Source organism: Shewanella insulae, from assembly GCF_009831655.1.
GTDB lineage: Bacteria > Pseudomonadota > Gammaproteobacteria > Enterobacterales > Shewanellaceae > Shewanella > Shewanella insulae.
In genome coordinates this window covers 1-21,973 of sequence record NZ_WRPA01000025.1, presented here as the reverse complement: position 1 = coordinate 21,973, position 21,973 = coordinate 1, and the positions used below count along the sequence as shown (strand labels likewise).

General features: G+C 53.0%; 17 protein-coding genes and 1 pseudogene. 13 read left to right on the top strand and 5 right to left on the bottom strand.

The window, feature by feature from the left end; genetic code table 11:
- Nucleotide 1: 1 nt before the first annotated feature.
- From GNT65_RS19095 to GNT65_RS19080, 4 genes are all read left to right on the top strand, one after another.
- Nucleotides 2-625 (top strand): tetratricopeptide repeat protein, encoded by a 624-nt coding sequence (locus GNT65_RS19095; RefSeq protein WP_160798788.1) that lies wholly within the window; start codon nt 2-4, stop codon nt 623-625.
- 11 nt (nt 626-636) lie between these two features.
- Complete coding sequence (gene bamB, locus GNT65_RS19090; RefSeq protein WP_160798787.1) at nt 637-1,824, top strand: outer membrane protein assembly factor BamB; 1,188 nt, start codon at nt 637-639, stop codon at nt 1,822-1,824.
- A gap of 94 nt (nt 1,825-1,918) precedes the next feature.
- Nucleotides 1,919-3,388: a ribosome biogenesis GTPase Der gene (gene der / locus GNT65_RS19085; protein WP_160798786.1), complete on the top strand. Its 1,470-nt coding sequence runs from the start codon at nt 1,919-1,921 to the stop codon at nt 3,386-3,388.
- Nucleotides 3,389-3,578: 190 nt separating this feature from the next.
- Nucleotides 3,579-4,112, top strand: coding sequence for a hypothetical protein (locus GNT65_RS19080; protein WP_160798785.1), 534 nt, complete (start codon nt 3,579-3,581; stop codon nt 4,110-4,112).
- A gap of 68 nt (nt 4,113-4,180) precedes the next feature.
- Here GNT65_RS19080 and xseA read toward each other — a convergent pair whose 3' ends face one another.
- The gene (gene xseA, locus GNT65_RS19075; RefSeq protein ID WP_160798784.1) at nt 4,181-5,509 is read right to left on the bottom strand and encodes an exodeoxyribonuclease VII large subunit; all 1,329 of its coding nucleotides are present in this window, start codon (nt 5,507-5,509) and stop codon (nt 4,181-4,183) included.
- 119 nt (nt 5,510-5,628) lie between these two features.
- Between xseA and guaB the strand changes: the two genes are divergently transcribed.
- The 3 genes from guaB (at nt 5,629) to tadA (ending at nt 9,461) form a co-directional block, all read left to right on the top strand.
- Entirely contained in the window at nt 5,629-7,095 is a 1,467-nt protein-coding gene (gene guaB, locus GNT65_RS19070; RefSeq protein ID WP_160798783.1) for an IMP dehydrogenase, read from the top strand.
- Nucleotides 7,096-7,199: 104 nt separating this feature from the next.
- Complete coding sequence (gene guaA, locus GNT65_RS19065; protein ID WP_160798782.1) at nt 7,200-8,777, top strand: glutamine-hydrolyzing GMP synthase; 1,578 nt, start codon at nt 7,200-7,202, stop codon at nt 8,775-8,777.
- A gap of 147 nt (nt 8,778-8,924) precedes the next feature.
- The gene (gene tadA, locus GNT65_RS19060; RefSeq protein WP_160798781.1) at nt 8,925-9,461 is read left to right on the top strand and encodes a tRNA adenosine(34) deaminase TadA; all 537 of its coding nucleotides are present in this window, start codon (nt 8,925-8,927) and stop codon (nt 9,459-9,461) included.
- Between the two features lie 47 nt (nt 9,462-9,508).
- Here tadA and GNT65_RS19055 read toward each other — a convergent pair whose 3' ends face one another.
- Complete coding sequence (locus tag GNT65_RS19055) at nt 9,509-9,646, bottom strand: hypothetical protein (RefSeq protein WP_160798780.1); 138 nt, start codon at nt 9,644-9,646, stop codon at nt 9,509-9,511.
- Nucleotides 9,647-9,697: 51 nt separating this feature from the next.
- A complete protein-coding gene (gene mltF / locus GNT65_RS19050) occupies nt 9,698-11,128 on the bottom strand; it encodes a membrane-bound lytic murein transglycosylase MltF (RefSeq protein WP_160798779.1) in 1,431 nt (476 codons plus the stop codon).
- A 325-nt stretch (nt 11,129-11,453) separates the two neighbouring features.
- On the opposite strand from mltF, the gene purL reads away from it, so the two are divergent.
- The 4 genes from purL (at nt 11,454) to cydX (ending at nt 19,419) form a co-directional block, all read left to right on the top strand.
- Nucleotides 11,454-15,335: a phosphoribosylformylglycinamidine synthase gene (gene purL / locus GNT65_RS19045; RefSeq protein WP_160798817.1), complete on the top strand. Its 3,882-nt coding sequence runs from the start codon at nt 11,454-11,456 to the stop codon at nt 15,333-15,335.
- Nucleotides 15,336-16,576: 1,241 nt separating this feature from the next.
- On the top strand, nt 16,577-18,133 hold the full coding sequence (locus tag GNT65_RS19040) for a cytochrome ubiquinol oxidase subunit I (protein WP_160798778.1): 1,557 nt from the start codon (nt 16,577-16,579) through the stop codon (nt 18,131-18,133).
- A 15-nt stretch (nt 18,134-18,148) separates the two neighbouring features.
- Nucleotides 18,149-19,288, top strand: a complete 1,140-nt coding sequence (gene cydB / locus GNT65_RS19035) for a cytochrome d ubiquinol oxidase subunit II (protein WP_160798777.1) — start codon at nt 18,149-18,151, stop codon at nt 19,286-19,288.
- A gap of 14 nt (nt 19,289-19,302) precedes the next feature.
- Entirely contained in the window at nt 19,303-19,419 is a 117-nt protein-coding gene (gene cydX / locus GNT65_RS19030; RefSeq protein WP_041510590.1) for a cytochrome bd-I oxidase subunit CydX, read from the top strand.
- 905 nt (nt 19,420-20,324) lie between these two features.
- On the opposite strand, the gene GNT65_RS19025 is transcribed toward cydX, so the two are convergent.
- On the bottom strand, nt 20,325-20,555 hold the full coding sequence (locus tag GNT65_RS19025; RefSeq protein ID WP_088905075.1) for a DUF2188 domain-containing protein: 231 nt from the start codon (nt 20,553-20,555) through the stop codon (nt 20,325-20,327).
- A gap of 249 nt (nt 20,556-20,804) precedes the next feature.
- On the opposite strand from GNT65_RS19025, the gene GNT65_RS20580 reads away from it, so the two are divergent.
- Entirely contained in the window at nt 20,805-21,086 is a 282-nt protein-coding gene (locus GNT65_RS20580) for a hypothetical protein (protein ID WP_181006376.1), read from the top strand.
- Nucleotides 21,087-21,258: 172 nt separating this feature from the next.
- Nucleotides 21,259-21,705, top strand: a complete 447-nt coding sequence (locus GNT65_RS19020) for a hypothetical protein (protein ID WP_160798776.1) — start codon at nt 21,259-21,261, stop codon at nt 21,703-21,705.
- A gap of 140 nt (nt 21,706-21,845) precedes the next feature.
- Here GNT65_RS19020 and GNT65_RS19015 read toward each other — a convergent pair.
- Nucleotides 21,846-21,973 (bottom strand): annotated as a pseudogene (locus GNT65_RS19015) (IS4 family transposase); the annotation flags it as partial.

Below are 21,973 nucleotides of genomic sequence, written 5' to 3'. Positions count from 1 at the left end.
CGTGGAAATTTATAGCACAGAAGAACAACAAGTCGATGCTATCAAACAGTTCTGGAAAGACTATGGCAACTCGATTGTCATAGGTGCAGTGGTTGGCCTGGGTGGCCTTTACAGCTGGAACTACTATTCAGATTACAAGGTGGCTCAGGCAGAAGAAGCCTCTGAAGCCTTCCAAACTATTAGTAACTCGGTAAAAGCCGATTCGAGTATGCTGGCGGCTGCCGAGAGCTTCGCCAAGGATCACAGCGGTCAGCAGGGTTATCAGGCGCTGCTGCAACTGATCGTGGCTAAGGCCGCGGTTGAAGCCGGTGAGTTGGACAAGGCCGAGCAGGCCCTTAAACAGATCTTGGTCAGCAAGCCTGAAGAAGGTCTGGTTGCAGTTGCAACATTGCGTCTTGCCCGTGTGCAGGCAGAGCAGGGTCAGTTGGCTACCGCGCTAGCGACACTGGAGCAGATCAGTGCACCTGCCTTCGCCGTGCAGCGTGATGAATTAAAAGGTGATTTCCTGGTACGCCAGGGGGAGGCCGACAAGGCAAAGAGCGCCTATCAGGCGGCCCTGGACAATGGCGGAGCAACTTCAAGCCCAGCATTGCAGATGAAGCTAGATAACCTGAACAAGGCATAAGGAAGCTGCCCATGAAGTCTTGGTGCAAAACGTTACTGGCTTGCAGTCTGAGCCTGGGGCTGTTGTCGGCCTGTTCTTCCAACGATGTTGAAGAAGAGCCGGTCAGTCCGCTGCCGCAGATCGAAGCGAGTGTCTTTCCCGAGGTGAGCTGGAGTACCTCGGTCGGCAGTGGTGTCGGTGACTACTACTCTAAGATCCGTCCGGCCGTGCGTTACGGCAAGCTGTTTGTCATGGATCGTTACGGCGAAGTGACCGCCTACGACGAAGCCACAGGTGAGCAGGTCTGGTCACTGGAGATCAGCTCCTGGTTTAAAGAGGGCGCCTTGTCTAAGAACAAGGGCGCACGTCTCTCGTCAGGCATTACCGCCGCCCGTAACAAGGTGTTCTTCGGTGGTGAGAGTGGCCTGCTGGGTGCCGTCGATGCCGAAACAGGTGAGATGGTCTGGCATGTGACCGCAGGCGGTGAGTTGCTGTCGGCGCCGACGGTAGGCGAAGATGTGGTCGTGGTGCACACAAGTACCGGTGGCCTGGAAGCCTACAATATAGACGATGGCGAGAAGCTCTGGGTTTATGAGAGCAAGCTGCCCACACTGACACTCAGAGGCACAGGTTCGGCCGCCTATGAGGCCGGTGGTTTCTTCGTCGGCACCGCCGATGGCAAGGTCGCGGTTGTGGTGAAAAGTAATGGGCAGGCCGCCTGGGAGCAGCCTATCTATACGCCAAAAGGTGGCAACGAGTTTACCCGTATGGCCGACGTAGATATGAAGCCACTTATCGTGGGTGAGAACATCTATGCGGTGAGCTACAACGGTAACCTGGTATCCATGGAGCTGCGTACAGGCCGCGTGGTCTGGAGCCGTAAATACTCGAGCTTTAACGAGTTGGCCTCGGCCGGTCTGAACCTCTACCTGGTGGATGATCATGGCCGTGTGTATGCGGTCGACAAGCGCAACGGCCTGGAAAGCTGGAGCAACAGCGAGCTGACCAACCGCGAGCTAACCTCACCTGTCGTCTTCAAAGACTACCTGGTAGTGGGCGATTTCGAAGGCTACCTGCATTTCATCGATCGCACCTCAGGTAAGCTGGTGGGCCGTGTCGAAGTGGATAGTTCAGGTTTATTTAGCCAGCCACTGGTAATAGATGATAAGATCTACGTCCAGAGTCGCGATGGCAAGGTTGCAAGAATTACGCTTCCCTAAGGCGAGCTTTAACAGTTTTTAAAGCCCCTGGACCTTGTGCTGGGGGCTTTTTATTTAAGATATTCAGATAGATTTGTAGATTAGAGGCAAAAAAATGATTCCAGTTGTGGCCTTGGTAGGCCGACCAAACGTAGGTAAGTCGACCCTGTTTAATCGTCTTACGCGCACCAGAGACGCCTTGGTAGCTGACTACCCAGGTCTGACTCGGGATCGTAAGTATGGTCGTGCACATCTATCTGGGTACGAATTTATCGTGGTGGATACCGGCGGTATCGACGGTACCGAAGAGGGGATAGAGACCCGCATGGCCGAGCAGTCGCTGGCGGCGATCGAAGAAGCCGATGTGGTACTCTTCCTTACCGATGCGCGTGCGGGCCTTACCGCCGCGGATGAGGCGATTGCCGAGCATCTGCGTCGCCGCGAGAAGACCACCTTCGTGGTAGCCAACAAGGTCGATGGTATCGACGCCGACTCTGCCTGTGGTGAGTTCTGGGCCCTGGGCCTGGGTGAGGTATACCAGATGGCCGCCGCCCAGGGGCGCGGTGTGACCAACATGATCGAATACGCGCTGACCCCTTACGCCGAGGCCATGGGCCTGAACCGTGAAGGTGAAGGCGAAGAGGAAGCCGACGAGCGCCAGTACACAGAGGAAGAGGCCGAGGCGGAGCAGCAGCGTCTGCAGGATCTGCCGATCAAGCTGGCAATTATCGGTAAGCCTAACGTGGGTAAGTCGACCCTGACTAACCGCATCCTGGGTGAAGAGCGCGTCGTGGTCTATGACGAGCCGGGTACGACTCGCGACAGCATCTATATTCCACTGGAGCGCGATGGTCAGGAGTATGTGATCATCGACACCGCCGGTGTGCGTCGTCGCAGCAAGGTACACGAAACAGTCGAGAAGTTCTCGGTGATCAAGACCCTTAAGGCGGTCGAAGACGCCAACGTGGTACTCTTGGTGGTCGATGCCCGCGAGGGGATCGCCGAGCAAGATCTTGGCCTGCTGGGCTTTGCCCTTAACGCAGGTCGCGCCCTGGTGATCGCGGTCAACAAGTGGGACGGTATCGATCAGGACGTGAAGGATCGCGTGAAGAGTGAACTCGACCGTCGTCTGGGCTTTATCGATTTTGCCCGCATTCACTTTATCTCGGCACTGCATGGCACGGGTGTAGGTCACCTGTTCGAGTCGGTTGAAGAAGCCTACGAGAGCGCCACGCGCCGCGTGAGTACCTCTATGCTGACCCGCATCATGCAGATGGCTCAGGATGATCACCAGCCGCCTCTGGTTAACGGTCGCCGTGTTAAGCTTAAATACGCCCACGCAGGTGGTTACAATCCGCCTATCGTGGTTATCCATGGTAACCAGGTGAAGAAGCTGCCCGATTCCTACAAGCGCTTCATGATGAACTACTACCGTCGCTCACTCAAGGTGATGGGCACGCCGATTCAGGTTCGCTTCCAGGAAGGAGGCAACCCGTTCGAGGGCCTCAACACCAAGAAGCTCACCGTGAGTCAGGAGCGTCGCCGCAAGCGCATGATGAGTCACATCAAAGACAAGAAGAAGTAACGCTTTCTGTCGAACTCAAAAGGTCAGCCTAGTGCTGGCCTTTTTGCTATCTCGGTGTTTTATCCTGCCCATTTCCTTGCCTTTGGTCTCATAAACTACTTAATGCAAGCAAATCGAGCCTTTATAGGGATGCCGACTATACTCAAGAGTGCAGTAATTAAGGTAGTTTAACTCACCTGAGGATAGTGTTATGAAACACCAACAACCCCTGCTGCTTGCCGCCACGCTGGCTCTCTTGGCTGGTGCCGCCCAGGCTGCAGATAAACAGGCCTTACTCGAAGACGCACTCAATGCCGCGCCGCCGACCCTGAGGGATAAGGTTACAGTGATGGACTGGGACAATAATGTCCTGCAAAAGGGTAGTGTCGACTATACCTGTTTCCCGACCCCACCTAGCCTGCAAGGCACGGCGCCTATGTGTATGGATGGTCCCTGGATGGAGTGGGCCGACGCCTGGATGAATAAGAAGCCGTTTCAGGCCAAGGCAGTGGGGATCTCCTATATGCTGGCTGGTGATGGTGGCGCGAGCAATACCGATCCCTACGCCGAGGGCGAAACCAAAGACAATCAGTGGATTGTCGAGGGGCCACACCTGATGATTCTCATGCCGGATCCCGCCCTGCTCGACAGCCTGCCAACCGACCCTTACGCCGGTGGCCCCTATGTGATGTGGAAGGGCACACCTTATGCACACATCATGGTGCCGGTCGGTCCGAGAAAATAGGCCGTTTATTTTATTAAGTTGTTAAATACTCAATTCAACGCCCGCAAGGGCGTTTTTTATATGAGGGTTTAAACTACCGTCGAGCTCACCTCGCCATCTACCAGTTTAGTGGTGAGGCGATCGCCTGTGCGGACATCTTGCGCGCTATGCAGCACCTTACCCTCGGCGTCGAGGGTGATGCTGTAGCCGCGGCTCAGGGTTGCCAGCGGACTGACGGTCTCCAATTGATGGGCGGCATATTGCAGCGACTTTTCCGCCGAATTGAGCCTGGCCTGCATGGCGCTTTGTAATCTTTGATTCTGGTGGCTCAGGCGGCTCGATGCCAAGGCCAGCTGATGGCTGGGAGAGACCTGATTTAATCTGGCATGTAGAGACTGCTGGCGGCGCTCCATCTGATGCAGCTTACTCGTTAGCGCGGCGCCTAGTCTGAGCTGCAGCTCGTCGAATCTCTGCTCATATTGCTGCAGGCGGCGCTTGGGATCCTGGCGCTCTAACCTGTGGCGCAGCTGGCTGAAACGCTGGGCCTGTTTCAGGCCATAGTGCTGCCAGCCCTGCTTGAGGCGTGTCATGGCCATCTTGAGCTTGTCGGCCTTGCTGAGCGCATCCTGGGACAGTAGCTCTGCCGCGGCAGAAGGGGTAGGGGCGCGCAGATCGGCGACATAGTCGCTGATGGTAGTATCCACCTCGTGACCCACGGCAGAAACCACGGGCAGGGCGCTGTTATAGATGGTATGGGCCAGGGCCTCGCTATTGAAACTCCAGAGATCTTCCAGTGAGCCGCCGCCACGGGTGAGCAGCAGCACATCAACCTCCATTCGGTCGTTGGCCTGCATGATGGCATGGCACAATGACTTGTCGGCATGTTCTCCCTGTACCTGGCTGGGGTAGATGATCACTTCTATGGAGGGGTCGCGCCTTTGCAACACGTGCAATACGTCTCTGATGGCGGCGCCCGTTGACGAGGTGATCACCCCGATGCGCTGTATGTTATCGGGTAGCGGCCGCTTGGTGTCGGCGGTAAACAGGCCTTCGGCAGCCAGCTTCATCTTGAGGGCTTCATATTGCTGGGCCAGCAGGCCATCGCCCGCGGGCAACATGGAGTCGATGATCAGCTGATAGTCGCCCCTGGGCTCATAGACGCTGATGGCGCCCTTGACTAACACCTGTTGGCCATTGGCCGGGCGGAAGGTAACGGCGCGGTTACGTCCCTTAAACATGGCGGCGCGGACCTGGGCATAGTTGTCTTTCAGGGTGAGATACCAGTGCCCCGAGCTGGGGGCCGAAAAATTGGATATTTCTGCTTCGAGCCAGACCTTACCCAGTTCACCTTCGAGTAATTGCCGCACTTCTCCATTGAGGCGAGATACGGTGTAAACATTATTTTTCGGCATTTTCATAGATATTTTGCTACTAAAGCGACTTTTTTACTATTTTCCATTTACCACACCCAATATGCAAGGTATAATCCCGCCGCAATATTTTACCTCTTATATCACCTACATGGGGAGATGTTGCCATGCTACGTTTAAAAAAAGAAGCACTAACCTTTGATGATGTGTTGCTTGTTCCTGCACACTCGACCGTACTCCCTAACACTGCCGTTCTTAAGACTCGCTTAACCCAAAAGATCGAACTCAATATGCCTATCGTGTCTGCAGCCATGGATACCGTGACTGAAGCGCGCCTTGCCATCGCCATGGCACAGGAAGGTGGTATTGGTTTTATCCATAAAAATATGAGCATAGAGCAGCAGGCCGAGCAAGTTCGCCAGGTAAAGATCTATGAAGCCGGTATCGTTCAGCAACCTGTAACGGTCACGCCTAATACGACACTTGAGCAGCTTAAGGCCCTGACTGAGAAGAACGGCTTTGCGGGTTATCCTGTGATTGACGAAGCCAATGAGTTGGTGGGCATCATCACGGGTCGTGACGTACGTTTCATCACCGACTGGTCTCGCACCGTTGACAAGGTGATGACGCCTAAAGAGCGTCTGGTGACTGTGCCTGAAGGCACGCCGCTGGATGAAGTGCAGAAGTTGATGCACGCTCACCGCGTCGAGAAGGTTCTGGTGGTCGATGCTGACTTCAGACTCAAAGGCCTAATCACAGTTAAAGATTTCCAAAAAGCCGAGCGTAAGCCTAACGCCTGTAAAGATGAGTTGGGTCGCCTGCGGGTCGGTGCGGCTGTAGGTGCCGGTGCTGGCAACGAAGAGCGTGTCGACGCCCTGGTTAAGGCCGGTATCGACGTGCTGCTTATCGATTCATCTCACGGTCACTCTGAAGGCGTACTTCAGCGTATTCGCGACACCCGCGGCAAGTATCCAGATCTACAGATCGTTGGCGGTAACGTGGCCACGGCTGAAGGTGCCCTGGCATTGGTTGAAGCCGGTGTGAACGCCGTTAAGGTAGGTATTGGCCCAGGCTCTATCTGTACCACACGTATCGTAACCGGTGTGGGTGTACCGCAAATTACCGCAGTATCCGATGCCGCTGCGGCAGTTAAGCACTTAGATATCCCGGTTATCGCCGATGGCGGCATCCGCTTCTCTGGCGACTTGGCTAAGGCGCTGGCGGCCGGTGCATCATGCATCATGGCGGGCTCTATGTTTGCCGGTACCGACGAGGCGCCAGGTGAAACCGAGCTATACAACGGCCGTGCATACAAGTCATACCGCGGCATGGGTTCATTGGGTGCCATGACACAAGGTTCTTCAGACCGTTACTTCCAGAGCGATAACGCCGCCGATAAGCTGGTACCCGAGGGTATCGAGGGGCGCGTGCCTTATAAGGGGAAGCTGAAGGAGATCATCCATCAACACATGGGTGGCCTACGTTCATGCATGGGGCTCACAGGATGTCCTACCATTAAAGACCTTAATGAGAAGGCGGAATTTGTGAAGGTGACCTCGGCGGGTATGGGTGAGTCCCACGTTCACGACGTGACCATCAGCAAAGAAGCCCCTAACTATCGTAGCGGTTCTTAATTATTGAAATCAGGCAGTGTCATTGAAAAATACACTGCCTTTTCTTAAGCCAGGTCTTGATAAATAGGACATTGGCAAAAAATCTGAAAGATAAAAGGTAAAGCATGAGCAACATTCATGATCATAAGATCCTCATTCTCGATTTTGGATCTCAGTACACGCAATTGATTGCCCGCCGTATCCGTGAGATCGGTGTTTACTGTGAGCTTTGGGCCTGGGATGTGTCTGAAGAGCAGATCAAAGCCTTTGCGCCTAACGGTATTATCTTGGCCGGTGGTCCAGAGAGCGTCACCGCCGACAATTCGCCTCGTGCCCCTGAATATGTGTTTAACGCCGGCGTGCCCGTACTTGGGATCTGCTACGGCATGCAGACCATGTCAGAGCAGCTGGGCGGTAAGGTGATCAAAGGTGTAGGCGAAGGTGAATTCGGCTATGCCCAGGTAGAAGTTCAGGCGGCATCTGAGCTGTTCAAGAGCATCGAAGATGCGGTCAGCGACAGCGGCAAGGCGCTGCTGGATGTCTGGATGAGCCACGGCGACAAGGTCTCCGAGATCCCTGAAGGTTTCGTGACTGTGGCTAAGACAGATACCTGTCCTTATGCCGCAATGGCAAACGAAGAGAAGCGCTTCTACGGCGTTCAGTTCCACCCGGAAGTGACTCACACCCGTCAGGGGAAGCGCATGCTGGAGCATTTCACGCTGGATATCTGTCAGTGTGAAGCCAACTGGAAGCCTGCTTCTATCATCGAAGACGCTGTGGCTCGTATCAAGGAGCAGGTCGGCGATGACGAGGTTATCCTGGGTCTGTCTGGCGGCGTAGACTCTTCGGTCGTGGCCATGCTGCTGCACCGCGCTATCGGCAGCAAGCTGACCTGTGTATTTGTCGATAACGGTCTGCTGCGTCTGAACGAGGCCGATCAGGTTCTGGAGATGTTTGGCGATCACTTCGGCCTGAATATCGTTCACGTCGACGCCGAATCACGTTTCCTCGAGGCGCTGGCCGGTGAAGCTGACCCAGAAGCCAAGCGTAAGATCATAGGCAAGGTGTTTGTCGATATCTTCGATGAAGAGTCACGCAAGTGCGTTAATGCCAAGTGGCTGGCGCAGGGCACCATCTATCCGGACGTGATCGAATCGGCGGGCAGTGCTACCGGTAAGGCGCACGTGATCAAGTCACACCATAACGTTGGCGGTCTACCGGATGATATGGAGCTGGGGCTGGTCGAGCCGCTACGCGAGCTGTTTAAGGATGAAGTGCGTAAGATAGGTCTAGAGCTTGGCCTGCCTTACAACATGCTTTATCGCCACCCATTCCCTGGCCCAGGCCTGGGGGTACGTGTACTGGGTGAAGTGAAGAAAGAGTACTGTGACCTGCTGCGCCGTGCCGATGCCATCTTCATCGAAGAGCTACATAAGGCCGACCTGTACAACAAGGTGAGCCAGGCCTTTACCGTCTTCCTGCCGGTACGCAGTGTGGGCGTGATGGGCGATGGCCGTAAATACGACTGGGTGGTATCCCTGCGTGCGGTGGAAACCATAGACTTCATGACGGCCCACTGGGCGCATCTGCCATACGACTTCCTTGGCAGAGTCTCCAACCGTATCATCAATGAGATCGACGGTATCTCTCGCGTGGTTTACGATATCTCGGGTAAGCCACCTGCAACCATCGAGTGGGAATAATTCCGCGATAAGATGAGTTGAGAGATAGAAAGGGGGCATAGTGATATGCCCTTTTTTATTTGAGTGGCATTATGTTCCTGCTAGATAAAGTAAGCCGATAAGCTTAGACGACAGCAGGGTCCTTGTGGCCAAAATGATAGAGAACAGATGAGTAAGTCGATAGAGAATCGAGTCAGCCTGGAGCAGCAGGCGGCAAAAGATGAGGCCTTTATGCGTCAAGCCATGGCGCTGGCCGCCCAGGCGGAGTTACAGGGTGAGGTGCCGGTGGGCGCTCTGCTAGTGAAAGACGACAGGGTGATAGCGACAGGCTATAACCTCAGCATCTGCCGTCACGATGCCAGTGCCCACGCCGAGATGGAGTGTATTCGCGCCGCGGGCCAGCTGGTGGAAAACTATCGTCTGCTTGATACCACCTTGTATGTCACCCTAGAGCCCTGCGCCATGTGCGCTGGGGCCATGGTGCACGCCAGAATCGGTCGTCTGGTGTATGGCGCCGACGATCTCAAGACTGGCGCGGCCGGCAGCGTGATGGATCTGGTGAGAAACAGCGCCTTCAATCATCAGCTTGAGGTGACCTCTGGGGTGCTGGCGGGCGAGTGCGGCGAGCAGCTCAGCGCCTTCTTTCGCCGGCGACGCCAGGAGAAGAAGGCACTTAAGATGGCAGAAAAAAAACAAGGGCAATAGGCCCTTGTTTTTTTTAGAGTCATTAGTTTGTTTTGGCGCTGCCTTGATTAGTCGATTGGGCTCAGGCTGCCAGGTTGCTTGATGAAGGTGAAGAACTGCTTCTGTCGGTTGATCGTATGTTGGTGGCGTATCTTAAGCAGAGTTCTTCGCCGTGAAGACAGATTGTTTAAGGTCTTTCTTTTCATGATGAACCTCCGTTAGGCCGCTGCGCTATCTATATCACAAGCGTTAGCTTATTAATCGGGCTGACTCGCTGAAACACCGCTTTGTGATTGTTTTTCGGCTGTTTGTTGTTGCGCTTCCATCATCTCATCTTGTAGCTGTTGATGCTGATTGTCAATCCATACCAGGGTGTCGTAGTAGCGCCTGATGTTATCCACATAGTGAACCGCCTCGCTGCCGCGGGCATAGCCGTAACGGGTCTGTTTGTAGTACTTACGCTTCTGCAGCAGGGGCAATACCTTCTTCAAGTCGCGCCAGGCACTGGGGTTAAGTCCCATAGATTGCGCCAGCTTGCGGGCATCTTCCACATGGCCATAGCCTATGTTGTAGGAGGCCAGCGCAAACCACATGCGCTGATTCTCCGGAATCGATTCCGGCAGGCGATTGAGGATGTCGCTCAGGTATTTGGCGCCGCCGCGTATGCTCTGCTCTGGATCGAGACGATTCGAAATTCCCATCTGTTTGGCGGTGGGCAGGGTAAGCATCATCAAGCCGCGCACGCCTGTGGGTGAGCGGGCGTTGGGGTTCCAATGAGACTCTTGGTAGGCGGTGGCCGCCAGCTTACGCCAGTCGAGATCGCCGGCATATTCGACAAAGTTATCGCGGTACTTGGGGAGTCTGCTGTCTATGGCCCGCAGGAAGGCGCGAGTATCCACATAGTCGAAGCGCTTCACATGGGCGAAATATTTCTCGTTCAGGTGGGCCAGGGTGCCTGCCCGTTTCTCTTTATGCCAGAAACTCAGCAGATCGCTCATCAATCGATCGCTGCCGTTGGGGGGCAACAGCCAGACCACGGCCTGATCTTCACGTAGTACAGGACCGGCCCTGAGTTCCGGCATGTAGCGGCGATTGATCTCGAAGGTGGTCGAATCGGCTATGGTATAGCTTATCTCGTCGCGGGCGATCATCGCCAGCAGCTCTTCGCTATCCTTGTCTCCTTGTTGATCCCATACCAGCTCGGGGTAGAGTTTTTGCAGCTCGGCCAGGGTCTCGATAAAGGAGGAGTCGGAGATCACGGTAATGTTGTCATCCAGCTGGCTGATATCCGCAGGGTATTTGGCCCCCTGCTTGTAGACCAGTACCTGATTAACATAGTAGAGCGGTGGCCCCAGCCTGAACTGTTCTCTGCGGCTCTGGGTATCGGCCAGTCCCGCGGCGATCAGGTCTATCTCACCCGTCTGCATGGCCTGGTAGAGATCGCCTATGGTGGGGTAGGGCTGCATCTTGAGCTCAAGCCCCTGATGTCTGGCGAAGCGCTCGGCCATCTCATAGTCGAAGCCCGCGAGTCCCTGACCCGTGGTCACATAGATCTGCGCGCCGTACAAGGTACCGACATTGAGCTGGGTTTTGGGCTGGGTCTCAACCACTTTTGCTGGTTCCACGCGTTCGCCCTGACAAGCCGTCAGTAGCGATACACAGTATAGAATCAGCAGGAAAGTTCTCATTAAGTTACTATTTTTTAATCCATTTTATAAAAATCGGCCGACGATTATATCACAAGCTGGTCAAAGGCAATAATGGCGATTATTTCGGCTGAAATTGTTTGTTGGTCTATGGATGATTTTGGCGTTTAGCCCACTTAAGTATGGGGCATGAAATTGGCGCTGCGCCAGTTTCTTTAAAACGTAAAGCTGTTTTCGCGCTATGGTGATAATAAATCGAGAGAAACGCCGTTTTGAAGCCAAGCTACGGATGATTTGTGCCCCACATTTCCCTATAATAGCGCCAGATCTGACCCTGCAATTATAAATAATAAGGTGAAAAGACGTGATGGAGATCATCCGCGGAGCCCCAGCATTATCAGCGTTTAGAGTCCAAAAGCTAATGGAGGCCTGTCAGAGTGCGGCGCTTCCAGTACAAGATATCTATGCTGAGTTCATTCATTTAGCCGATTTGACAGAGGCGTTGGACGCTGGCGAAACCCAGCAGCTGGCCAAACTGTTAACCTATGGACCTGCGATTGAAGCACATGCGCCCCAAGGCACTTTGTACTTCGTAACGCCGCGTCCGGGCACCATCTCTCCATGGTCGTCGAAAGCGACCGACATCGCTCATAATTGTGGTCTGAACAAGGTCAAGCGCCTAGAGCGCGGTATTGCCTACTATGTTCAGGCCGATAATCTGGACGACGCCCAGCAGAAACAGCTGCTTGGCCTGCTGCACGACCGCATGGTCGAAGTGGTTCTGGCAGATTTCGAGCAGGCGAGCAGTCTGTTTGCCCGCACCGAGCCTGCAGTCTTTACCAGCGTCGACGTGCTGGGCGAAGGCAAGGCGGCACTGGAAGCGGCCAACGTTAAACTGGGTCTGGCGCTGGCGCCGGATGAGATCGACTACCTGGTGGAAAACTTCCAGCGTCTGAATCGTAACCCCAACGATGTCGAGCTGATGATGTTTGCCCAGGCGAACTCAGAGCACTGCCGTCACAAGATCTTCAACGCCGACTGGACCATCGACGGCGAGGTGCAGCCAAAGTCGCTGTTCAAGATGATCAAGAACACCTTCGAGAAGACCCCTGAGCACGTTCTATCTGCCTATAAAGACAACGCCGCCGTGATGGAAGGTTCTGTCGCCGGCCGTTTCTTCCCCGAACAAAATGGGGTTTATGCCTATCACACAGAGCCAATGCATATCCTGATGAAGGTGGAGACTCACAACCACCCGACGGCCATCAGCCCATACCCGGGTGCAGCCACAGGTTCAGGCGGTGAGATCCGCGACGAAGGCGCAACCGGTCGCGGCTCTAAGCCAAAGGCTGGCCTCACCGGCTTTAGCGTATCAAACCTTAAGATCCCAGGTTTCGTACAGCCGTGGGAAGGCGATTATGGTAAGCCAGATCGCATCGTTACCGCGCTGGATATCATGACCGAAGGCCCATTGGGCGGCGCGGCCTTTAACAACGAATTTGGTCGTCCGGCGCTGCTGGGCTACTTCCGTACCTACGAGCAACAAGTCTCGAGCCACAACGGTGTCGAGGTGCGTGGCTATCACAAGCCTATTATGCTTGCCGGTGGTCTGGGTAACATTCGCGAAGAGCATGTGCAGAAGGGTGAGATCACCGTCGGCGCCAAGCTGATCGTACTGGGTGGCCCTGCGATGAACATCGGCCTGGGCGGCGGCGCGGCCTCCTCCATGGCTTCGGGTCAGTCGAGCGAAGATCTCGATTTCGCCTCCGTGCAGCGTGACAACCCAGAGATGGAGCGTCGTTGCCAGGAAGTGATCGATCGCTGCTGGCAGATGGGCGATGCTAACCCAATTCAATTTATCCACGACGTGGGTGCGGGCGGTCTGTCAAACGCCTTCCCTGAGTTGGTGGACGACGGCGGACGCGGTGGTCGTTTCGAGCTGCGTAACGTGCCATCGGACGAGCCGGGCATGAGCCCGCTGGAGATCTGGTGTAACGAGTCGCAGGAGCGTTATGTTCTCTCTGTAGCGCCGGAAAACCTTGAGTTGTTCACCGCCATCTGTGAGCGTGAGCGCGCGCCATTTGCCGTGGTGGGTGAGGCAACCGAGGAGCGTCACCTGAGCCTGTCGGATGAGCACTTCGACAACAAGCCTATCGATCTGCCCCTTGAAGTCTTACTAGGCAAGGCGCCTAAGATGAGCCGTGACGTGGTGTCGCAAAAGGCGGAATCGCCAGCGCTGGCACAAGAGACGATCGAGCTCAAAGACGCGGTGCGCCGCGTACTGCGTCTGCCTACTGTTGCCGAGAAGACCTTCCTGATCACTATCGGTGACCGCACGGTAACCGGTCTGGTGAATCGTGACCAGATGGTTGGTCCTTGGCAGGTGCCGGTGGCCGACTGCGCCGTGACCGCATCTAGCTTCGACTCCTACAGCGGTGAAGCCATGTCTATGGGCGAGCGCACGCCCCTGGCACTGCTGGACTTTGGCGCCTCGGCGCGCATGGCGGTAGCCGAATCTATCATGAACATCGCCGGCAGTGATATCGGCTCACTCAAGCGTATCAAGCTGTCGGCTAACTGGATGTCTGCCGCGGGTCACCCGGGTGAAGACGCGGGTCTGTACGAGGCGGTCAAGGCCGTGGGCGAAGAGCTGTGTCCTGAGCTGGATCTCACCATCCCCGTGGGTAAAGACTCTATGTCGATGAAGACGGCCTGGCAGGATGGCGGCGAAGATAAGGCGGTTACCTCGCCTATGTCGCTGGTGATCACTGCCTTCGGTGCGGTGCAGGATATTCGTAAGACGGTGACTCCTGAGCTGAGAAGCGACAAGGGCGATACCGAGCTGCTGCTGGTCGACCTTAGCCAGGGCGAGCGTCGCCTGGGCGGTTCATGTCTGGCGCAGGTGTACGGTGAGCTGGGCGACAAGGCGCCAGATTTGGCCGATGCGGCGCTGCTGCGTGGCTTCTTCGAGGTGACTCAGGCGCTAGTAGCTGACAAGGCGCTGCTGGCCTATCACGACCGTAGCGACGGTGGCTTGTTCACTACCTTAGTAGAGATGGCGTTCGCCGGTAACACGGGTCTGGATGTGGATCTCAGCGCGCTGACGGGCACTCACCTTGAGCGTTTGTTCAACGAAGAGCTGGGCGCCGTGATCCAGGTGCGCGCCGCCGATAGCCAGGCTATCAAGGCGCAGTACCAGGAGGCCGGTGTGACCTGCCATGTGGTTGCCAAGCCTGTGGCCGGCGACAGCATTATCATCCGCGATGCATCAAATGAGGTATTGGCCGAGTCACGCACCGAGCTGCGTACCATCTGGGCCGAGACCACTTATCGCATGCAGGCGATGCGTGATAACCCAGAGTGTGCAGAGGAAGAGTTCAAGCTCAAGCAGGTGGCCGATGCCCCAGGCTTGACCGTGGATCTCAAGTTCGACCCGAGCGAAGATATCGCCGCACCTTATATCCTCAAGGGCACAGCGCCTAAGATGGCGATTCTGCGTGAGCAGGGGGTTAACTCGCACCTCGAGATGGCCGCCGCCTTCGATCGCGCCGGCTTCGAGAGCCGCGACGTTCACATGTCAGACATTCTCTCGGGCCGTATCAGCCTAGAAGAGTTCCAGGGCCTGGCGGCCTGTGGTGGCTTCTCCTACGGTGACGTGCTGGGCGCCGGTGAAGGTTGGGCTAAGTCGATTCTGTTCAACGGCCGCGCCCGTGAAGAGTTCAGCCGCTTCTTCGGGCGTAACGACAGCTTCGCCCTTGGGGTGTGTAACGGTTGTCAGATGCTCTCTAACCTGAAAGATATCATTCCAGGCACAGAGCATTGGCCACACTTCGTGCGTAACCGCTCCGAGCGCTTCGAGGCGCGTTTCAGCCTGGTGGAAGTGCAGAAGAGCCCATCCCTCTTCTTCGAAGGCATGGAAGGCTCTCGCATGCCGATCGCCGTGTCTCACGGTGAGGGTCGCGCCGAGTTCGCATCGCCTGAGGCGCTAGCCGCCGCAGAGGCCTCTGGCACTGTCGCGCTACGTTTCGTCGATGGCCATGGTCAGGTAGCGACGCAATACCCAGAGAATCCTAACGGCTCGCCAAACGCCTTAACGGGGATCTGTAGCACAGACGGTCGCGTCACCATCATGATGCCACACCCTGAGCGTGTGTTTAGAACCGTGGCCAACTCATGGCATCCTGACGAGTGGGGCGAAGACAGCCCATGGATGAGAATGTTCAGAAACGTCCGCGCTAAATTAGGCTAACCTAAGCTTAGCGGTTTTATTGATGCAAAAAGGGCCTCGAAATTTCGAGGCCCTTTTTTTATACCCATAAAGGGTTAGCTTAAAATCGCTAAGATACATGTACTTAGCCGTACATTATTATATCTGGAACTACTAAATAGAAATAAAGAAGCTGTATTGACCTTTTTTATGTTTAGTTTACGCAAATACTGTCTAATGCCGAAACCGAGTAAAATTGGTATTAGGCAACCTCTTTTGTTTAGCTTCTGCTAAACTAGCCTGGTATCACCTAAATATAAGCTGCATAAAGTAAAAAGCCACCGCCTTCGAGGAGAAAACGGTGGCCGTTTTGCGCTAACAAAACTTCAAGGAAAGAGGGAAAAAGGGCTACTTATAGCTCTCTTGCGGTATAGAGTTCAACAAAAGTGCGCTTGTAGCTGTTAACTAGACGTTCAAATAGGTTTTTCATAACGGATTCTCCACACAGTGATTAATGATGTGAGCGGAGTGTGGCTTGCCGGGCAACTTCACCGGGTTGATTGAGCCGTCTCCTTAACACAGGGATATAGTAAGCAAATGACGTCTTTACGACAAACGATTAAAATTTCAAATTAGCATTAGAATATCTAACCCATGAAAAGGGTTTGGTTTTTTATTTATAACTATAGGTGGTGGTTATGTTACTAATTTAATGCTTGTTTTGTATGTTCTGGCATTCTTATTTCGGTTAGTTATATTGACCCTGTATTTGTTAAGATTTGTTAAATGTTGTTTTTTGTGTGATATGGGGTGAAGTTTGTTAAAACTATGGTTTTTAATAAAACTAGCTGAGCTCCTACCATGATTTTAATGTTTTGGCAAGCGTGTTGTCGGGTGAAGTGTGGCACCGTCCGCAAAACCCACTATCCACGCCGCGATTGATTGATTTGAATCAATTTTGAATGGTATAAAATGGCTAGGGTACGTTTGACATGCCTTGCTATAAGTTTCTGAAAAAAATGATTTAAATTGATTTTCTCGGCCATTTTATGCGACGAGAGCTTAAAAACCGCAAGGTTTTGTGAGCCGTCTCTCAAAAAAGTGGGTGGGAGGGCCTTTTTGAGCGTTAGCGACGCTTGATAGAGGCAAAAAGTTAAAATTTGGCGGTTTGTGAGACTAGGGTCTGACAAATTACTTGAATAATAAAATTCCTAATTAGGCATTTTTCCGGGTTGATGGGGATCTAACCTTGAAGAATGATCGCACCACCTAAGGAGTCACTGATGATTGTTGAAGAGGTTGTAGAGCTCTCGCGCTTACAGTTTGCGCTGACAGCTATGTATCACTTCCTGTTTGTACCTTTGACCTTGGGGCTGGCGTTCTTGCTGGCCATTATGGAATCACTCTATGTGATGACCAATAAGCAGATCTATAAAGATATGACCAAGTTCTGGGGTAAGTTATTTGGTATTAACTTCGCCCTTGGCGTTACCACAGGTTTGGCGATGGAGTTCCAGTTCGGGACTAACTGGTCATACTATTCTCACTATGTGGGTGACATCTTCGGTGCGCCGCTGGCTATCGAAGGCTTGATGGCCTTCTTCCTCGAATCCACCCTGGTGGGTATGTTCTTCTTCGGTTGGGACAGATTCAGCAAGCGTCAACACCTGGCGGTCACCTGGTTGGTGGCACTGGGTTCAAACATGTCGGCGCTGTGGATCCTGGTGGCCAACGGCTGGATGCAGAACCCAGTGGGCAGCGTGTTCAACTACGAAACCATGCGTATGGAGATGACCAGCTTCGCCGAGGTGCTGTTTAACCCGGTTGCCCAGGTGAAGTTTGTTCACACCGTGGCATCTGGCTATGTTGCCGGCGCCATGTTTGTACTGGCGATTAGCGCTTACTACATACTGAAGAAGCGTGACCTGCCGTTTGCCCGCCGCTCTTTTGCCATCGCGGCCAGCTTTGGTATGGCGTCAATCCTGTCGGTCATCGTACTGGGTGACGAGTCAGGCTATAAGGTGGGCGAGGCCCAGCGCGTTAAGCTGGCGGCTATCGAAGCCGAATGGCACACAGAACCTGCACCCGCGGCCTTTACCGCGGTGGGTTTCCCGAATCAGGAAACCATGCACACAGATTATGCCATCAAGATCCCATACGCCATGGGTATCATCGCCACCCGTTCTATCGATGAAGAGGTTACCGGTATCCGCGACCTTATCGTCGAGCACGAGGAGCGTATTCGCAACGGCATGAAGGCATACGCCATGTTGACCGAGCTGCGCGCCGGCAACGAAACCCCTGAGCTGCGTGCCGCCTTCGAGGCTGCCAAGGTCGATTTGGGTTATGGCCTGCTGCTTAAGCGTTACACAGACAATGTGGTCGATGCGACAGAAGAGCAGATCAAGGCGGCCGCCAAGGACTCTATCCCGTCGGTTGCCCCTATGTTCTGGAGCTTCCGAGTGATGGTTGGCCTGGGTGTCATCATGCTGTTTGTGTTTGCGGCGGCCTTCTGGCAGAGCACACGTCATCAGATCGAAGAGAAGCCTTGGGTACTTAAGGCCGCGCTGTACAGCCTGCCACTGCCTTGGATCGCCATCGAGTGTGGTTGGTTCGTCGCCGAGTACGGTCGTCAGCCCTGGACCATCTCAGAGGTGCTACCAACCTTCATGTCGGCCTCTAGCCTAAGCGCGGCGGATCTCTGGTTCAGTATCATTTCTATCACCCTGTTCTACACAGTCTTGCTGGTGATTGAGCTGTTCTTGATGATCAAGTTTGCACGTAAGGGACCTAGCAGTCTCAAGACGGGCCGTTATCACTTTGAAAACCTAGAAGCTTAAACCGGAGATCTGATTATGTTTGATTATGAAATATTAAGATTTGTCTGGTGGGCGCTCATTGGTGTGCTGTTCATCGGATTTGCCGTCACCGACGGTTTCGACATGGGCGTGGGTGCCTTGCTACCGATTATCGGTAAGGACGATACCGAGCGCCGCATTATGATCAACTCGATCGCCCCCCACTGGGACGGTAACCAGGTATGGCTGATCACCGCAGGTGGCGCGCTGTTTGCGGCCTGGCCTATGGTGTACGCGGTCTCCTTCTCTGGCTTCTATGTGGCCATGATGTTGGTGCTGTTTGCCCTGTTCCTGCGTCCTGTAGGCTTCGATTACCGCTCTAAGATCGAAGATCCAAGATGGCGTAAGGCCTGGGACTGGGCGCTGTTTGTGGGTGGTTTCGTACCGCCGCTCATCATAGGCGTTGCCTTCGGTAACCTGTTGCAAGGTGTACCCTTTAACTTCGACGAGTACCTGCGTGCGACCTACCACGGTGGTCTGTTTGGCCTGCTGAATCCCTTCGGCCTGTTGGCCGGTCTGGTGAGCGTGTCTATGATCATCATGCAGGGCGCCTCTTGGCTACAGATGAAGACAGAAGGCGAGCTGCGTGTGCGTGCGGCGACGGCGACCCAGGTGGCTGCGGCCCTGGTAGCCGTGCTCTTTACCCTGGCCGGTGTATGGCTGGCTAATGGTATCGACGGCTATGTGGTGACCTCGACTATCGACACCCACGGCGCGTCTAACCCAGCCCTTAAGACGGTTGCGCTAGAGGCGGGTGCCTGGCTTGCCAACTACGACAAGTATCCAGTGACCATGCTGTTCCCAATCCTGGGTATCGGCATGCCGGTATTGGCGCTGCTGGCGAGTCGTTTCAACCGCTCTGGTTTCGCCTTCCTGTTCAGCTCGCTGACCGTGGCTATGGTGATCCTGACCTGCGGCGCGGCCATGTTCCCGTTCGTGATGCCATCATCACTTGAGCCAAATGTGAGCCTGACCATGTGGGATGCCACAGCGAGTCACATGACACTAACTGTGATGACCTGGGCGGCCGCGATTTTCGTACCTATCGTGCTAAGCTATACCATCTGGACTTACTTCAAGATGTTTGGTCGCTTGAGCCGTAGTTACATCGAAGACAACAAGACGTCACTTTACTAACAGGAGCCGACACTATGTGGTATTTTGCTTGGATATTAGGCATTTTGCTGGCGTGTTCTTTCGGTATCATCAACGCCTTGTGGTTAGAGAATACTGAGAACATGGATAGGGATTCTGAGCTTAACGATTAAGCCATGAATCGCGATTGATGAGAAACCCCGTATGAGAATACGGGGTTTTTTATTGCCAAATGAATTTGGCGGGATTCTAGTCGGGCGGGGAATTGGAGGTCGAATCTTTATTGATGTTTAGTGCTTGCCGCAGATTTCATTGGTGTTTGTTTAGGTCATTTGAAGGTCGAACCTTCATGGCAACCTAACGCCTGCCCGGCGAGGGGGATAGTGGTATTTGCGTATGGCAGCAATTGGTATTGGCTAGTACATTGAAGGTCGTACCTTCATGGCTACCTAACGCCTACCCGGCGAGGGGGATAGTGGTATTTGCATATGGCAGTAATTGGTATTGGCTAGTACATTGAAGGTCGATCCTTCGTGGCAACCTATAGCCTGCGGCTCGCTTATGTGCAGATACATTTGCTACACGCCGTGAATCCATCCGTGGAGGCTCGACGATGGCATCCCTGCCATCGACGTCCGCAAATGCATCTACACTGGGTGTCCAACGTCTCTTCGAATAAGCTTCATTTGTTTGTCACTGATACAAGTTATTATTTTTAGAGCAAAAAAACGCAACAAAATGTGAAGTGACATGTTGAATGCCAACCACAAGATAGACTAAAGTATCACCAATCAAGGACAGAGTTAGGCCAACTCGAATCAAACATCGACGACGCCATTCAGGGAATGAAAAAGCCAATCAAAACGCGCCAATTAACTCCCTCAAAAGATAACTCTGATTCCATTTATTGTTATAGCTAGGCCCCAAAGAGGCTATTGAAGAAACAGTGGATAGGTTTAAGTCGGAGGAGTGGAGTAATGCTCCAGCCTAACAAAGTCAGCCAGAGGAACCAAAAACGGTCCCTGCTGGCGGCGTTATGTATATTCTGGGGACATCCATTTCCCCAAATGATTAATTGTTAGCCCTTTGAGCTTTTAGGGTCATTCCCATAGCTATGCTTATCACGGATTTTGTTATTGTCACCTCTGTGTATAGATACTTCAGATTGAGCTTTTTTAGCTAGTTCTCTAGTTTTTTCAAAAACCTCTTTCTGGGTACTACCTGTTACACTTGCTCTATTAGCATCTTGGCGTTTACCTCGCCATGTGCCGTCAGCACCTTGATAAACGTTGTAGTCTTTATTAGCCATATAGTTTCCTCAAATGAATAAGTTAATGGATCACCTGTGTGTGCAACCACACAATTCACATATGGGTATTTGTACAGTTGGAATCAAGTGGCTAGGTTGAAAAACATACACAGCAAAGCATTTATAAGGGATTCTCAATGCTGGGCATTTTTGGCACTACTTTAAATTTAGTGTTTATGGCACAATGCGTTAGCTTGGTTGGTGGTGTTGTTCACCTTTTAATGCAGCGTTGTGTGAATTGAGTGAAAAATGAAAATTAATCGAGTTATAGTAATTGGCTTTATTTTAATATTAACCGCCTGCGCGCAATCATCTGGGGTCGTCCCATTAGGCGGTGATCGCTATATGATCTCTAGATCTGAAAAGGGATTCGATGTCACTGGTTCTGCGGTTAAAGCTGATGCTTTAAAAGAAGCAAATTCCTATTGCCAAGCTCAAGGGAAAGAACTTCAACTCATTAAAGCTGTTCCTAAAGATATGGTTCCGTTCAGGTCGGATGCGCAAGCAGAGATTGAGTTTAAGTGCCAATAACTTGCATGTCACATTATAGGGCTGAACCGTTCGCCGTGCATAATGCGCACAGCTGTGGCAACCTACACGCTGCTCCGTTCTTTTTCGATAACCCTAAACAAAGGTGTTGTATACCAATGCACTTTCATGAGGTCGAATTTTGACTGATGTCTCGTTCAAAAAAGTAAATTCAGTGGGTCAATATATTGTATTTTTGTTGTGTTTATTGTGTTGCCTACCTTTTTATTTTTTTCATGAAAACATTCCACCGAATCTAATTGGTAAAGTTATTGTTATCACTCTCTGGCTTCCGGTTTTCTTTATTTGGCTATGTTACAGAATTTACAGGATCTATAGCGATCCAAGCCTTGTTGTTTTGAAGCCGGATGTGAATAGCATTGAGATTGATGGTGTTAGTCACGGCGTTGAACGCCTTAAATACCTTAATGTTGTCTTTGAAAATGACCATTTTAAGCTGGAATGGGAGCTACGAAGCGCCAAACAAATTTGGCAAGCTCAAATCATGAGTACTCGCGCGCACTATGTTACCGACGTCCCTTTAAGTGAAATCAAGAGTCTGACCGAATCTTCTAACAAACTGTCTTACTTCGATAATTCGAGTAAGCTGCAATACAGCTAACAAACGCATTAGATTTGGGTAGTCTTAGGATACCAAACGCCGCCAAATCGAAGAGAGTGAGAACCGGGTGTAAACACATTTGTCACCTTCCGAGGCATGGATGCCGAGGTAGAGCTCTGTAGGATCCCCTCATAATTCATACCCCAACAGCCGTGAATGAGTGATAATTCTGCCAGCTTCCTGGCGGCATTCAGTAGGTCATCGACTGACATTGGGTATCTGTGTCGCCGTCGCATCAGCTCTTTTCCCATACGCACTATCGATAGCA

Coding starts and splice junctions, on each gene's coding strand:
- bamB (WP_160798787.1), top strand. CDS start 637: ATGAAGTCTTGGTGCAAAACGTTACTGGCTTGCAGTCTGAGCCTGGGG.
- der (WP_160798786.1), top strand. CDS start 1,919: ATGATTCCAGTTGTGGCCTTGGTAGGCCGACCAAACGTAGGTAAGTCG.
- GNT65_RS19080 (WP_160798785.1), top strand. CDS start 3,579: ATGAAACACCAACAACCCCTGCTGCTTGCCGCCACGCTGGCTCTCTTG.
- xseA (WP_160798784.1), bottom strand. CDS start 5,509: ATGAAAATGCCGAAAAATAATGTTTACACCGTATCTCGCCTCAATGGA.
- guaB (WP_160798783.1), top strand. CDS start 5,629: ATGCTACGTTTAAAAAAAGAAGCACTAACCTTTGATGATGTGTTGCTT.
- guaA (WP_160798782.1), top strand. CDS start 7,200: ATGAGCAACATTCATGATCATAAGATCCTCATTCTCGATTTTGGATCT.
- tadA (WP_160798781.1), top strand. CDS start 8,925: ATGAGTAAGTCGATAGAGAATCGAGTCAGCCTGGAGCAGCAGGCGGCA.
- GNT65_RS19055 (WP_160798780.1), bottom strand. CDS start 9,646: ATGAAAAGAAAGACCTTAAACAATCTGTCTTCACGGCGAAGAACTCTG.
- mltF (WP_160798779.1), bottom strand. CDS start 11,128: ATGAGAACTTTCCTGCTGATTCTATACTGTGTATCGCTACTGACGGCT.
- purL (WP_160798817.1), top strand. CDS start 11,454: ATGGAGATCATCCGCGGAGCCCCAGCATTATCAGCGTTTAGAGTCCAA.
- GNT65_RS19040 (WP_160798778.1), top strand. CDS start 16,577: ATGATTGTTGAAGAGGTTGTAGAGCTCTCGCGCTTACAGTTTGCGCTG.
- cydB (WP_160798777.1), top strand. CDS start 18,149: ATGTTTGATTATGAAATATTAAGATTTGTCTGGTGGGCGCTCATTGGT.
- cydX (WP_041510590.1), top strand. CDS start 19,303: ATGTGGTATTTTGCTTGGATATTAGGCATTTTGCTGGCGTGTTCTTTC.
- GNT65_RS19025 (WP_088905075.1), bottom strand. CDS start 20,555: ATGGCTAATAAAGACTACAACGTTTATCAAGGTGCTGACGGCACATGG.
- GNT65_RS20580 (WP_181006376.1), top strand. CDS start 20,805: ATGAAAATTAATCGAGTTATAGTAATTGGCTTTATTTTAATATTAACC.